The 12,898-nt window shown below is 63.6% G+C and carries 10 protein-coding genes; 6 read left to right on the top strand and 4 right to left on the bottom strand.

The annotated features are described in order from the left end of the window. Positions 1-19: 19 nt before the first annotated feature. From VX159_RS14570 to VX159_RS14590, 5 genes are all read left to right on the top strand, one after another. Complete coding sequence (locus VX159_RS14570) at positions 20-850, top strand: ABC transporter ATP-binding protein (protein WP_371323601.1); 831 nt, start codon at positions 20-22, stop codon at positions 848-850. Between the two features lie 145 nt (positions 851-995). Beyond that, positions 996-2,225, top strand: coding sequence for a phenylacetate--CoA ligase family protein (locus VX159_RS14575; protein ID WP_371323602.1), 1,230 nt, complete (start codon positions 996-998; stop codon positions 2,223-2,225). Positions 2,226-2,238: 13 nt separating this feature from the next. Further along, a complete protein-coding gene (locus VX159_RS14580; RefSeq protein ID WP_371323603.1) occupies positions 2,239-2,775 on the top strand; it encodes a hypothetical protein in 537 nt (178 codons plus the stop codon). 80 nt (positions 2,776-2,855) lie between these two features. Continuing rightward, positions 2,856-4,049: a CaiB/BaiF CoA transferase family protein gene (locus VX159_RS14585; protein ID WP_371323604.1), complete on the top strand. Its 1,194-nt coding sequence runs from the start codon at positions 2,856-2,858 to the stop codon at positions 4,047-4,049. 66 nt (positions 4,050-4,115) lie between these two features. After that, positions 4,116-5,018 (top strand): AEC family transporter, encoded by a 903-nt coding sequence (locus VX159_RS14590; protein WP_371323605.1) that lies wholly within the window; start codon positions 4,116-4,118, stop codon positions 5,016-5,018. A 42-nt stretch (positions 5,019-5,060) separates the two neighbouring features. On the opposite strand, the gene VX159_RS14595 is transcribed toward VX159_RS14590, so the two are convergent. Next, complete coding sequence (locus VX159_RS14595; RefSeq protein WP_371323606.1) at positions 5,061-5,525, bottom strand: PhaM family polyhydroxyalkanoate granule multifunctional regulatory protein; 465 nt, start codon at positions 5,523-5,525, stop codon at positions 5,061-5,063. A gap of 102 nt (positions 5,526-5,627) precedes the next feature. On the opposite strand from VX159_RS14595, the gene VX159_RS14600 reads away from it, so the two are divergent. Next, positions 5,628-6,299: a response regulator gene (locus VX159_RS14600; RefSeq protein ID WP_371323607.1), complete on the top strand. Its 672-nt coding sequence runs from the start codon at positions 5,628-5,630 to the stop codon at positions 6,297-6,299. Between the two features lie 12 nt (positions 6,300-6,311). Here the strand turns inward: VX159_RS14600 and VX159_RS14605 are convergent, their stop codons facing one another. From VX159_RS14605 to VX159_RS14615, 3 genes are all read right to left on the bottom strand, one after another. Further along, a complete protein-coding gene (locus VX159_RS14605) occupies positions 6,312-8,381 on the bottom strand; it encodes an ATP-binding protein (RefSeq protein WP_371323608.1) in 2,070 nt (689 codons plus the stop codon). 3 nt (positions 8,382-8,384) lie between these two features. Next, positions 8,385-9,167 carry a class I SAM-dependent methyltransferase gene (locus tag VX159_RS14610; protein ID WP_371323609.1) on the bottom strand — a complete coding sequence of 261 codons (783 nt, stop codon included), beginning with the start codon at positions 9,165-9,167 and terminating at the stop codon, positions 8,385-8,387. Positions 9,168-9,290: 123 nt separating this feature from the next. Further along, complete coding sequence (locus VX159_RS14615; RefSeq protein WP_371323610.1) at positions 9,291-12,848, bottom strand: indolepyruvate ferredoxin oxidoreductase family protein; 3,558 nt, start codon at positions 12,846-12,848, stop codon at positions 9,291-9,293. Positions 12,849-12,898 lie beyond the last annotated feature (50 nt).

The following is a 12,898-nucleotide window of genomic DNA, read 5'->3' on the forward strand; positions in this document are numbered from 1 at the left end:
AAAGCACACCAGGATTGCCATGACTACACAAACCACAACTGCCGCCAGCGATCACTACCTAAGCATCAACAACATCGAGGTCATCTACGACCACGTAATTCTGGTGCTCAAAGGGGTCTCGCTGAGTGTTCCCAAAGGCAAGATCGTGGCCCTCCTCGGGGCCAACGGAGCCGGCAAATCGACGACCCTGAAAGCCATCTCCAACCTGCTGCACGCAGAGCGGGGCGATGTAACCAAAGGCTCGGTCGAGTACAAAGGACAGCGCGTCGATCAACTGACCCCCAACGAACTGGTCAAGCGCGGCGTGATTCAGGTGATGGAAGGTCGCCATTGCTTCGGTCACCTGACCATCGAAGAAAATCTGCTTACCGGCGCTTATACGCGCTCGATTTCGCGCAGCCAGCTAAAGGAAAACCTGGAAAAGGTCTATCACTACTTCCCGCGCCTAAAAACCCGCCGGACTTCGCAGGCCGGCTATACCTCGGGTGGCGAGCAACAAATGTGTGCAATCGGCCGCGCCCTGATGGCCAACCCGGAAATGGTGCTGCTCGACGAACCCTCGATGGGCCTGGCGCCACAGATCGTCGAGGAGGTCTTCGAGATCGTCAAGGATCTCAACAGCCGCGAAAACATCAGTTTCCTGCTCGCCGAGCAAAACACCATGGTCGCCCTGAAGTATGCAGACTTCGGCTATATCCTGGAAAACGGCCGCGTGGTGATGGAAGGCGATGCTGAAGACCTGCGAACCAACGAGGACGTCAAGGAGTTTTACCTGGGTCTCTCGTCCGCCGGCCGCAAATCATTCAAGGAAGTGAAGCATTACCGGCGTCGCAAGCGCTGGCTTTCCTGACCCATCCACCAGCAGCAATGGCAGCCTGACCGCGCCGCTCCGGCGGCGCTGCGGGTCCCCTTTGCGCCGCTTTTCCCTGAAACATTGCCGCCCAGGCCAAAAACCGCCATTTCCACGGTCGACCGCAGAAAACGGAGAAAATGACATGAGCTTTTACGACCCGCTCGAGACTCGCGACCCCGCCGAGCGCGAAGGCGACCTGATGGACAGACTGGCTCGCCAGGTTGCGCACGCCAAGGAAAGCACGCACTACTATTTCCAGTCGCTGGCGGGAATCAATCCTTACGACTGTACCAGCCGCGCCGCGCTCGCCAGCCTGCCGCTGACGCGCAAGCGCGATCTGATCGAACTGCAGAAAAAGCAGCCGCCTTTCGGTGGCCTGAATGCCCTGGCCCGTAACCGGGCCAAGCGGGTCTTCGCCTCTCCCGGACCGATCTACGAGTTGCAGGGCGCCGAGATGGACCCGTGGCGTATGGCCCGGGCACTCTACGCCGCCGGCTTTCGCCACGGCGACCTGATCCACAACTGTTTCTCCTACCATTTCACCCCCGGCGCCTTCATTTTTGAGGGTGGCGCCCGCAAGCTCGGCTGCGCGGTTTTTCCCGGCGGCGTCGGGCAAACCGAACAGCAGGTCCAGGCCATGGTCGACCTGCGCCCGGACGGTTATGTCGGTACGCCATCCTTCCTCAAGATCATTGTTGAAAAGGCCGAGGAAAGCGGCGCCGACATCGGCTCGCTGAAAAAGGCGCTGGTCTCGGGCGAAGCCCTGCCCGGAATCACCCGCAACTGGCTGGCCGAACGCGGGATTGAAGTCCGCCAGTGTTATGCCACGGCTGACATTGGCACCATCGCCTACGAGACCGTGATCAACGAAGGTCTGATCGTTGAAGAAGAACTGCTGCTGGAGATTGTCCGCCCCGGCACTGGTGATCCGGTACCCGATGGCGAGGTTGGCGAAGTCGTGGTCACCTCCTTCAACCCTGACTATCCCCTGATCCGCTTCGCCACCGGCGACCTCTCGGCCATTCTCCCCGGCCGCTCCAACTGCGGCCGCAGCAACGTCCGGCTCAAAGGCTGGCTGGGTCGTGCCGATCAGACCACCAAGGTCAAGGGGATGTTCGTTCACCCCGAACAAATCGCTGATCTGGCCAAGCGCTTTCCCGACCTCGGGCGCCTCCGCCTGGTAGTGGACAATCCGGGCGGGCAAGACCGCATGACGCTCCACTGTGAAACGGCCGAAGTAGCTGACGGTCTGGCCGCCAGCCTGCAGAACAGCCTGCGCGAAGTCACGAAACTACGGGGAGAAGTGCATTTTTCCGCACCGGGGGGCTTGCCGAACGATGGCAAGGTGATCGAAGATTGCCGGGTTTATTGACCCGGTATTCTTCATGCGCCAGCCTGCCCTTGCTTTCTGCCTGTTCGCACTTGCCATTGCCGGCCTGCCATTGGCTGCCGGGGCGGTCGGCACCGACGATCCAGCCCTGCGCCCCTCGGCCCAGCTGATTTTCAAACACCCCGAACTGCTGCGGGCGGGGCAATGTGTGCGCTACGAAGAAGGCGGGCATGGCTGGATTCTCAGCGAGCCGCTGTACTACCTGCGCGGCGAAGTGATCGGGGCCGAGGTCAGGACGCGCAAGCTGGGTAGTTGCCCGCGCGTGGCCGGCAAGACATTGAAGCAATACAACCGTCAGGAATACAACCGCCTGGTGCAAGCCTCTCCGTGCAGCGACACGGCCGAGGCAAGCCAGGCACCACAGCACATCGGCATGGTTCGCCTGCGCGTCAGCGACTGGGAAACCCCTTACGAGCGCAAGGCGGAAAACGCCGGGCGCCTGTGGCGCGGGATGTTCATCGAACGCAAGCTGGAAAAAGGTCTGGAGATCGAACTGGAAGCCGATCTGCTCAGCCCCTGCCAGCGCGAATAACTGCGTTCGCCACGGGCTGCCACCAACAAAACTACAACACAGCGGTCAAGCCCGACCGCATGACAGAGGGAGAAAAGCACATGCCGGCAACGCATGCACCCGGTCCATTGACCGGTATCCGGATTCTCGACCTGACCCGACTGCTACCCGGTCCGGTCGCCACCCTGCACCTGGCTGACCTGGGTGCCGATGTGATCAAGATCGAAGACCCACAACTCGGCGACTATGCGCGCACCCTCGGCACCGGCAAACGCAGTGCAGAGGGCAAAGACAGCGCTTATTTCCGGATGATCAACCGGAACAAGCGCGGCCTCTGCCTTGACCTGAAGCAGCCGGAAGGCGTCGCCGCCTTCTTGCGCTTGGCCCGCGATGCCGATGTAATCATCGAAAGTTTCCGCCCCGGTGTCGTAGACAAGCTCGGAATCGGCTACCAGACAGTTGCCGCGCTCAACCCACGCATCGTCTATTGCGCGATCAGCGGTTACGGACAGGATGGCCCCTATCGCGACCTGGCCGGACACGACATCAACTATCTGGGTTACGCCGGCGTACTCGGGCAGATCGGCCGGGACGGCGGCGATCCGGCGATTCCCAATTTCCAGATTGCCGACCTGCTTGGCGGCGCGCTGACCGCCACCACCGGCATCCTCGCTGCGGTGATCGAAGCCCAGCGCAGCGGCCACGGCCGTCACGTTGATGTGGCGATGACCGACAGCGTCCTCGCGCATACCTATTTTACGATGCTGCGTCTGGATCAGTTCGGCCATTCAGCACCGGCCGGCGGCGACGTCCTCTCCGGCGGCGTCCCCTGCTACGCTGTCTACCGCTGCCGGGATGACCGACATATGGCAGTCGGCGCACTCGAAGGCAAATTCTGGCAACTCTGTTGCGGCGTCCTGGAACGCCCGGACTGGATCGCTCGTCAGTTCGACCCGGCCTTGCGCGATGAAATGGCAACGTTATTCGCCAGCCGCCCCCGGGACGACTGGGCACGCCTCTTTGCCACGGTCGACTGCTGCGTCACCCCGGTTTTGTCACCGGAAGAAGCGCTGGTCAATGAGCAGATTGCAGCCCGCGGCATGGTCATCCGGGATGCACCGGCGACCCCGGGGCTGACCCAGTTCGCCCCCCCGCTCAAGCTCTCCGAACATCGCTTCGAGGTTCGCCGTGCCGCACCGCAGGTCGGGCAGCATAACCACGAAATTCTGCGAGAAGCCGGTTACAGCGACGCAGAAATCAGCCAATTGCAGGCACAAGGGGTTCTCGGGCACTGAGAGCCGGGCGGAGCGGCTGTGGATATCCCCGATACCCACAGCCAATGCCCCCCGTAAAATGCAGGAATGACGACTGCCCTGCTCCTGCTTCCCGATTTTGCGCTGATCCTGCTCGGTGTTGCCATCCGCCGCTGGATGGGCCTCGGCGATCATTTCTGGAACGGCGTCGAGAAGCTGGTGTATTTCATCCTCTTCCCGGCCCTGCTGATCAACGCCATTGTCCGCACCCGGCTGGATTTGCTGGCCGCCATCCCGCTCCTCGCCACCGCCTTTGCGGCCATGGCAGCGGGGATGCTGCTGGCGGCCTTGCCGCGCCTGCTGAGCAGCCTGCCGCCACTGACCTTTGCATCGATGTTCCAGTGCGGCTACCGCTTCAACTCCTACATTGCCCTTGCCGTTGCCGGCATGCTCTTTGGCGCGCCCGGAATTGCCACCATGGGGCTGATCGTCGGTGCCGCCGTGCCAGTAGCCAACCTGGTCTCGGTCTGGATGCTGGCCCGCCATGGCAATAGCGGCTTATGGCGGGAGGTCGCACGCAACCCGCTGATCTGGGGAACGGCTACCGGCTTTCTGCTCAACCTCGCAGGCTTCATTCCTCCGGCGCCAGTGCAGGCCTTTCTCGGCCGCTTGGCCGATGCGTCAATCGCACTCGGGTTGATTGCTGTCGGTGCCGCGCTGCGCCTGGAAAGCACGCCGGGAGTCCGGGGCTTTGCGCTGTGGCTGGTGGCGGTCAAGCTTGGGGCACTACCGCTGGTTGCCATTCTGGTCGGCCAGTGGCTAGGTCTGAGCGGCCTGCATCTGCAAGTGGTGGTCTTGTTTGCCGCCCTGCCCACCGCCTCATCGGCCTACATTCTGGCAATGCGCATGGGAGGCGACGGGCGCAGCGTCGCCTGGCTGATCTCGGCAACGACTCTCGGCGCGATGCTCAGTTTGCCGCTTTGGGCAGCTTGGCTGGGCCGGGGCGCTTAAACTCCGGACCAGCGGAAGTTCATCGCGCCCCACGCGCCGTGCTTAACTGGTTTTTTTACGCCGAGCCGGTTTTTCAGCCGCATCCTCCGGTGCCGGTGCGGACGCCTGAGCAGCGGCATCGGCATGCTGCTGCATCTGCTCACGCATCTGCTGCATCATCTGCCAGGGCCACATCGCTGCTTCGGAAAATGCGCTTTTTTGCGGGTCGACCGTAGCATCGCCGCTGTCGGCCGGTTCGCTGGCCGAACGTGCGGCATCGGCTGCCATCCGCCCCATCGCCTGCACGGTCGACACCGTAGTACGCTGCATTTCCAGACTCTGGATGGTCATCTGCAACATCGACAGATTCATTCGCAGCCAACCTTCGACTGCCTTCAAATCCTTGATCCGCTTGTCGAGTTCCTCGACATCGAAGGTGGGCGCCACCATGCCGGGGAGCGAGAAGCCCATGTTGCCCCACAGGTTGCGCATGAAGTTGAGTGGATCGTGTGCCTGCTCGTCGGACATTCTCGTTCTCCCTCCGGTTTAATGACTCCATGTTAAACCACTTTTTCTGCCCGCAATGGTAAATTAGCGGTCCGCCCCGGGGAGAACGGAACAGGAACAATAATGCTGAAACTGCTGGTAGTCGAAGATCATGCACTGGTACGCGAAGGCTTGGTTCGCCTTCTGGCGCAGGTAGACCAGGAAGTTGAGGTTGCCGAAGCGGCAGATTTTGAAACCGCGCTGACGCAACTCGAAGACGCCGGAGAATATGACCTCGTCTTCCTTGATCTGGCGCTGCCGGGCATTGACGGTTTTTCCGGCCTTGATGTTCTGCGGCGCCGCTATCCGGCCATGCCGGTGGTGGTGGTTTCTGCCTACGACGACACCCCAACGGTCAACCGCGTCCTCGGACTCGGTGCCTCCGGCTTCATTCCCAAGGCCTACTCCGGCGAAGCATTGCTGGCCGCAGTACGCAGCGTGCTCGATGGCAATATATTCCGCCCTGCCGGGCAGCAATCAAGCCGCGTCGTCGATGACAGCGAACTGCGCGAAGCACACAAGTTCCCGGCTGGAGTCAAACCCTCGGAAATCGGCCTGACCGATCGCCAGGCGCAGGTTCTGGCACTGATGGTGCGAGGCCTGTCGAACCGCGACATCGCCGAACAGCTGAAACTGTCGGAAGGCACGGTCAAGATTCACGCGACGGCAATTTTCCGCACGCTCGATGTCAGCAGCCGGACCCAGGCACTGGTTGCGGTTGCCCGCTACGGCATCGACTTCGAAAACACCTTCTGAGCCGGGAATGGCTCAAGCCTTGCTGCAGGCACGCAGCAAGGCACGCAACTTCGCCGGACGAACCGGCAACGGCAAAGGATGCACGCCGGGCGGCAAGCTCACTGGCGTTTCCGGCAACACGCAGATCAGGGCCAGCCCGCTGCTATCGCTGCCGAGCTGACGGAGCACCGGATAATCGACGATCACGGTCCGCTCGGGCACCAGTGCCGCATCTTCCAGACGGGTATGGCGGCGGGTGCGGTAGTCCCAAGAACGCAGCAGGCTTTCAATCAGGTCGAACTGCGCGTGCTGGCCGATCAGGCAGACATCGCCGGCAACCGCCATCAGTTCGCGCAAGCGGTTATCGTTCTCTCGCGCCTCGGGTAGCCACAGGCTGAAGCGGGTTCCCTCGCCAGGGCGCGACTTCAGTTCAATCCGGATTTCCAGCGCGCGCACCAGCCGGTCGACAATCGACAAGCCCAGCCCCAAACCCTTGTTTTGCTCGCGTGCGCTATTCCCCACCTGATAGAACTCGGCAAAAATCGCTGCCTGATGTTCGGTGGCAATCCCGATCCCGCTGTCGCGGACCTCGATCACCACGCCGCGCCCACGCCGCCGGGCGGCCAGCAGGATGGTGCCGCCCTTGGGGGTATAGCGCAGCGCATTGGCCAACAGATTCACCAGTATCCGCTCAAGCATCAGCGGGTCGGTCTCGACCCACAAGCGCGTAGCTCGCACCCGCAGACGCAAGCCGCGTTCGATGGCAGTCCGGCGAAAGGACGAGGCCAGCCGCTCGAACACCGGATTGAGCGCGGCACCGTGGATTTCAGGCTTGATCCCGGCGACGTCAAGCCGCGAGATGTCGAGCAGCGAATCGAGCAACTCGCCGAGCACCGAAGTCGACTGGGCGATCTGCTCGGCCAGTCGCGGCAGCGTGTGAGTCACGCCGTTGCTCACCTGGCGCAACAGATCGGCGGAAAACAGCGACAAGGCATGCAACGGCTGGCGCAGGTCGTGGCTGGCCGCCGCGAGAAAACGGCTTTTTGCCTTGTTAGCCCGCTCGGCTTCGTTTTTCTGCGCTTCCAGCTTCTGGGTTGCCTCGCGTACCCGGTCTTCCAGCATCTGCCGGCTGGCCTGCAGTTCTTCGGTCATTTGCGCCATTGCCCGAAACTGGCGACGGACCAGCATTGCAATGGTCAGCAACAAGCCGCCAAGCAGAAAGCCGAGGGTGGTCAGTTCAAGCATCCGTCCTTGCCAGTTGGCGAGCAAGGTTTTTTCCGGAATCACCGCGACAATTCGCAGATCGGGAAAACTGGGAACCGGCGACAGCGAGGCCATCAGCCCGCCATGACTGACGATCCCGCTACCGCCCAGACGGCCGGCCAGTTGCCCGTCAAACAGGCTGTCTTCGGCGCGAGTGCCAAGAATCGGCGACTGCTTGCTCATGTCGGTGGGACGGCAGGAGGCAACCACCTCGCCCTTACTGTTGATCAGCAAGGCCTCGAAATCGTCGGAAAGCCGGTTGTACCAGCAGAAGTCCTGCAGGTAAGCCGGCTCGACCGCAGCGAAGGCAGCTCCGGCAAACTGCCCGCCCGGCGTCACGATGCGCCGCGCCAGTGCGTAAGTGTAGCGACCGGAGTTACGCCCGATATAAGGCCCGAAGGTGGAGACGTTGGCGCCGTTCTCCAGTTGGGCAAAATAGGGCCGGTCGCGGACATTGATATGCGGCGGCGGAAAATAAGTGGAGATAAAACGCTGGTTGCCCTGACGATCGAAAATGATCAGGTCGCGCAATTGCGGCATCGCCCGCGAATGGCGCTGAGCCATGTACTCCCAGCCCCGAGCCGGCTCCCAGCCCTCCCAGTCGCTGCGGTTCTGCGACAGATCGGTCGCCACTTCCCGCAACAGAATATCGATCGCCTCGAAGGAACGCGCGGTATGCTCGGCCATCATCACGCTGAAATGCTGCAGCCGGCGTTCCCCGCTTTCGATTTCGCGCTGCCGCGACAGGTAAAGATCGGCGAGCAGAACCACGAATACGGCCAGCGTGCCGACCAGAGCGATCAGAGGAATCAGCGATTCGGGCTTGCTGCGTGCCGCCACCGTCTAAGCCCCCGGCATTTCGTAACAATACAGGGGCCGCGCCGGCAGGCAAGGCACCTCGATCACCCGGCTCGGCACCACACCGGGCACGGGAAAGCTATTACTGACCAACAGGCTGCCGGGCGCCATCTCGCGCAGTGCCTTTTCCCAAAGCTGCGGCATTGGCGCCGGCGACAGAAAAGCATAAACCACGTCGTGCTGGCCGAGATCAACCTGCCACAGATCTTCCCATTGCCACTGCAGATTAGGCCGCCCAACCGCCAGCAGGCGGCCGATCAGCCAGGTTAACGGAGCATTTTCGACACCCCGGCAGTGCACCTGCGGCAAGTGGTCGGCCAGCGTAATCACCGTGCTACCGATCCCGGCACCGAGATCGACAAAACGCAGGCTGCCCGAGCCAGCCCGCTGTTCAAGCAACTCGGCCAATGCCGCGACAGTTTCGCGGTTCGACAGGTAGAGAGGAACCTGTCCCGACAAGGCACCGCGATAGACCAGCAGGAGCAGGATGAAGGCGGCCAGGAACCAGCCCGGATCGATCTGCAACTGATGGGTGAACCACACCGCCGGCAGGAACAAGAGATGAATCAGCCGCCACCACCAAGGCTGGCGCGACAAGGTCGCGAAGGCAAATCCGACGCAACCGATGGCATAGCTGGTTTCAGCCCAAGGCAGCGCCGCCGCCTGCCAGCCGTAATAGGGCCAGGCAACCGACAGAACGAGCATCGCTGCCGCCGCCTGCAGGGCAAACTGACGGGCGGCTGGCGAGAATGAGAAGGAATCTGACATGCAGCGATTTTATGCCAAATCCGCCCCCCCTCGCGGTGCCGTTTTCGCCGTATCCACGGTCAACCGCCGAACCGGACAACAAGCCGCGCGACCTCTGCGCCAGCGCGATCTCCCTTCCTGCCTTCAACCATTGGCCAGAGGCGCTGCCGGCAACGCCGCCCGCATCGCTTGCCGCGACTGGCAGGCGGCGGCAGCTGCCGCCGCCTTGATCGGCCCGAAACCACGCACCTCGCTCGGCCAGGCCGCCAGTTCGCGGGCTTGCGGACCACTGCCGCGCTGCAGAATCAGATCGAGGTCGGACTCGTAGGCCGTCAGCAGTTCGCGAGCAAGCGCGTTTTCTGCGCTCAGACGCAAGGGATCGAACCAACGCCCTCGCCAATGCCGCCCGGCGGCCAGCAAGCGCAACCAGGGCAACAGCCAAGGACCGAAAGCCTGCTTTCGCGGTCGTCCGTCGGCCCCCGCCCGCCGCCCCCATGGCGGCACCAGATGAAAACTCGGACGCAAGGCCTGGCCCGCTGCCAGCGGCTCGAACTGCTCCTTGAGCCGAGCCAGAAAATCGCTCTCGACGAAGAGGCGGGCGACCTCGTATTCGTCCTTGGGCGCCAGCAGCCGCGCATACTGCACCGCCACCAGCCGGGTCAGCACCTCATCGCCCAGCGCGCGCAGGGTGGCGATGCGATGCCGGTAGCGGGCGGCTAGTTCGCCATCCTGATAGGCAGTCAGGTGTTGCGCCCGCTGCTCGATCAGCGCGTCGAGCGAGATTTCCCCGACCGGCGGCGGCTGCAACGGACCGGCCAGGGCGGCGACCCGTTCCGGGAAGACGGCGGCCCGCCGCCCCCAGTCAAGGGCTTCGAGATTGGCCGCGACCGCCGTGCCGTTGAGTTCGATCGCCCGCTCCAGCGCCGCCAGGCTGACCGGCACCAGCCCCATCTGCCAGGCGTGGCCGAGCAGCAGCAGGTTGGTGTAGATCGCATCGCCCATCAGCCGCAAGGCCAAACCCTGGGCGTCGATGAAGTGCACGGCAGTCGCCCCGACCGTCTCGACCAGGCGTTGCTGCAAGGCCGCCCCCGGCAGTTTCCAGTCACGCTGGCGGGTGAAGTCGGCGGTCGGCGTTTCGGCACTATTGACCAGGACCCGGCTCTGCCCGGCGAGTAGCTTGGACAGCGCCTCACTGCCGGCGCTGACCACCAGGTCGCCGCCGATCAGCGCATGCGCCTCGCCGGTCGCGATCCGCACCGCGTGGATATCCTCCGCCCGGTCAGCAATGCGCAGGTGCGAGAAGACCGCCCCGTACTTCTGCGCCAGCCCGGTCATGTCGAGCACCGAGACGCCCTTGCCGTCGAGGTGCGCCGCCATCCCGATCAGCGCCCCGACGGTGATCACGCCCATGCCGCCGACGCCGGTGAGCAGCAGGTTGTAGGGGACAGCGGTCGGCGGCAAGGCCGGCAGCGGCAATATGCCCCAATGTTCACGGTCGACCGTGGAAATTGCATCTTTTCCGGCAGCCGGCGGCGCCAGCCCGGCCCCCTTCTTCAGGCGCACGCCGTCGAGCGTCACGAAGCTTGGGCAAAAGCCCTTGAGGCAGGAGAAATCCTGGTTGCAGGCCGACTGGTCGATTGCCCGCTTGGTCCCGAACGGGGTTTCCAGTGGCACCACCGACAGGCAGTTCGATTGCCGCGAACAATCGCCGCAGCCTTCGCAAACCTCGGGATGGATCACCACCCGCCGCGCCACCGGCGGCAGCTTGCCGCGCTTGCGCCGGCGCCGTGCTTCGGTGGCGCACATCTGGTCGTAGATCAGCACCGAGACGCCGGGATATTCGCGCAGTTCGCGCTGAACCTGGTCGAGTTCGTCGCGATGAAAGATCGGCAAGGCCCGGCCACCCGGCGTGGCCAGATCGGTGACTTCGGCATATTTATCGGGATCGTTGGTGACGATCACCACCTTCTCGACGCCTTCCGCCGCCAATTGCCGGGTCAGGCGCGGAATGCTCAGCTGGCCGTCGACCGGCTGGCCGCCGGTCATCGCCACCGCATCGTTGTAGAGGATCTTGTAGGTGATCGCGACCTTGGCCGCCAGCGCCTGGCGGATCGCCAGGATGCCGGAATGGAAGTAGGTGCCGTCGCCAAGGTTGGCGAAGATGTGCTTTTCCTCAGTAAACGGCGCCTGGCCGACCCAGGGCACGCCTTCGCCGCCCATGTGGGTATAGGTCGCGGTATTGCGCCCCATCCAGGTCACCATGTAGTGGCAGCCGATCCCGGCCACCGCCCGCGAACCTTCCGGCACCTGGGTCGAGGTGTTGTGCGGGCAGCCGGAACAGAAATGCGGCTTGCGCTCGGCCAAGACCAGCGGCGTCTGGCTGGCCTTCTGCTTCTGCGCGATCAGGTCGAGCCGGGCATGAATCGCCGGCGAGGTGAAGAAGCGGCCGATGCGGGCCGCGATCACCTTGGCAATCGTCGCCACCGGTAGTTCGCCGGTCGCCGGCAGCAGCCAGTCGGCGTGCGCCAGGTAGCCGCCCTCGCCTTCCACGGTCCACTCGCCTTTTTCGTCGAATTTGCCGATCACCCGCGGGCGCACGTCGTCGCGCCAGTTGTAGAGTTCCTCCTTGAGCTGGTATTCGAGCAGTTGCCGCTTTTCCTCGACGACCAGAATTTCCTCCAGCCCCTCGGCGAAACGGCGCACGCCTTCCGGCTCCAGGGGCCAGACCATCCCGACCTTGTACAGGCGGATGCCGATCTGCGCTGCCAGCGCCTCGTCGATACCCAGTTCGTCGAGCGCCTGGCGCACATCGAGATAGCTCTTGCCGGCGGTGAGGATGCCGAGACGCGGCTGCGGCGAGTCGATCACCAGACGGTCGAGGCGATTGGCCCGGCAATAAGCCAGCGCGGCATACAGTTTGAGGTTGAGCAGGCGCTTTTCCTGCTCCAGCGGCGGGTCCGGCCAGCGGATGTTGAGGCCGTCCGGCGGCAGCGCGAAATCCTGCGGCAGCACGATGTTGACCGCTGCCGGATCGACGTTGACCGAGGCCGACGTCTCGACCGTGTCGGCCAGCGCCTTGAACGCGACCCAGCAGCCGGAATAGCGGCTGAGCGCCCAGCCGTGCAGGCCGTACTCGATGTATTCCTGAATATTCGCCGGATAGAGCACCGGCATCAGCACCGCCTTGAAGATGTGCTCGGTCTGGTGCGGCAGGGTCGAGGACTTAGCCGCATGATCGTCGCCGGCGACCACCAGCACTCCGCCATAACGCGCCGAGCCGGCGGCATTGGCGTGGCGGAAGACGTCGCCGCAGCGGTCGACGCCCGGCCCCTTGCCGTACCACAGGCCGAACACGCCGTCGTAACGGGCACCGGGAAACAGCCCGACCTGCTGGCTACCCCACACGGCGGTCGCCGCCAGGTCCTCGTTGAGTCCCGGCTGGAAGCTGATGTGGTGGTCAGCGAGATGTTGTTTGGCCTTCCACAAGCCCTGATCGAGCGGCCCGAGCGGGCTGCCGCGATAACCGGACACGAAGCCGGCGGTATTCAGGCCGGCGGCAAGGTCGCGCTCGCGCTGCAGCATTGGCAGGCGAATCAAGGCCTGGGTGCCGGTCAGATAGACCCGGCCGGTGCTGGTATAGCGATCATCAAGCCGGGCAACGGCCCCGGCTTCGCTGCGCAGTACGGAATCGGCATGGCTCATGACCCATCCTCCCGAGCAATGGCATCCCGCGATCGCGGAACACCGGGAGG

It is taken from the genome of Dechloromonas sp. ZY10 (assembly GCF_041378895.1).
Classification (GTDB): domain Bacteria; phylum Pseudomonadota; class Gammaproteobacteria; order Burkholderiales; family Rhodocyclaceae; genus Azonexus; species Azonexus aquae.

Coding starts and splice junctions, on each gene's coding strand:
- VX159_RS14590 (WP_371323605.1), top strand. CDS start 4,116: ATGACGACTGCCCTGCTCCTGCTTCCCGATTTTGCGCTGATCCTGCTC.
- VX159_RS14580 (WP_371323603.1), top strand. CDS start 2,239: ATGCGCCAGCCTGCCCTTGCTTTCTGCCTGTTCGCACTTGCCATTGCC.
- VX159_RS14575 (WP_371323602.1), top strand. CDS start 996: ATGAGCTTTTACGACCCGCTCGAGACTCGCGACCCCGCCGAGCGCGAA.
- VX159_RS14595 (WP_371323606.1), bottom strand. CDS start 5,525: ATGTCCGACGAGCAGGCACACGATCCACTCAACTTCATGCGCAACCTG.
- VX159_RS14615 (WP_371323610.1), bottom strand. CDS start 12,848: ATGAGCCATGCCGATTCCGTACTGCGCAGCGAAGCCGGGGCCGTTGCC.
- VX159_RS14585 (WP_371323604.1), top strand. CDS start 2,856: ATGCCGGCAACGCATGCACCCGGTCCATTGACCGGTATCCGGATTCTC.
- VX159_RS14610 (WP_371323609.1), bottom strand. CDS start 9,167: ATGTCAGATTCCTTCTCATTCTCGCCAGCCGCCCGTCAGTTTGCCCTG.
- VX159_RS14600 (WP_371323607.1), top strand. CDS start 5,628: ATGCTGAAACTGCTGGTAGTCGAAGATCATGCACTGGTACGCGAAGGC.
- VX159_RS14570 (WP_371323601.1), top strand. CDS start 20: ATGACTACACAAACCACAACTGCCGCCAGCGATCACTACCTAAGCATC.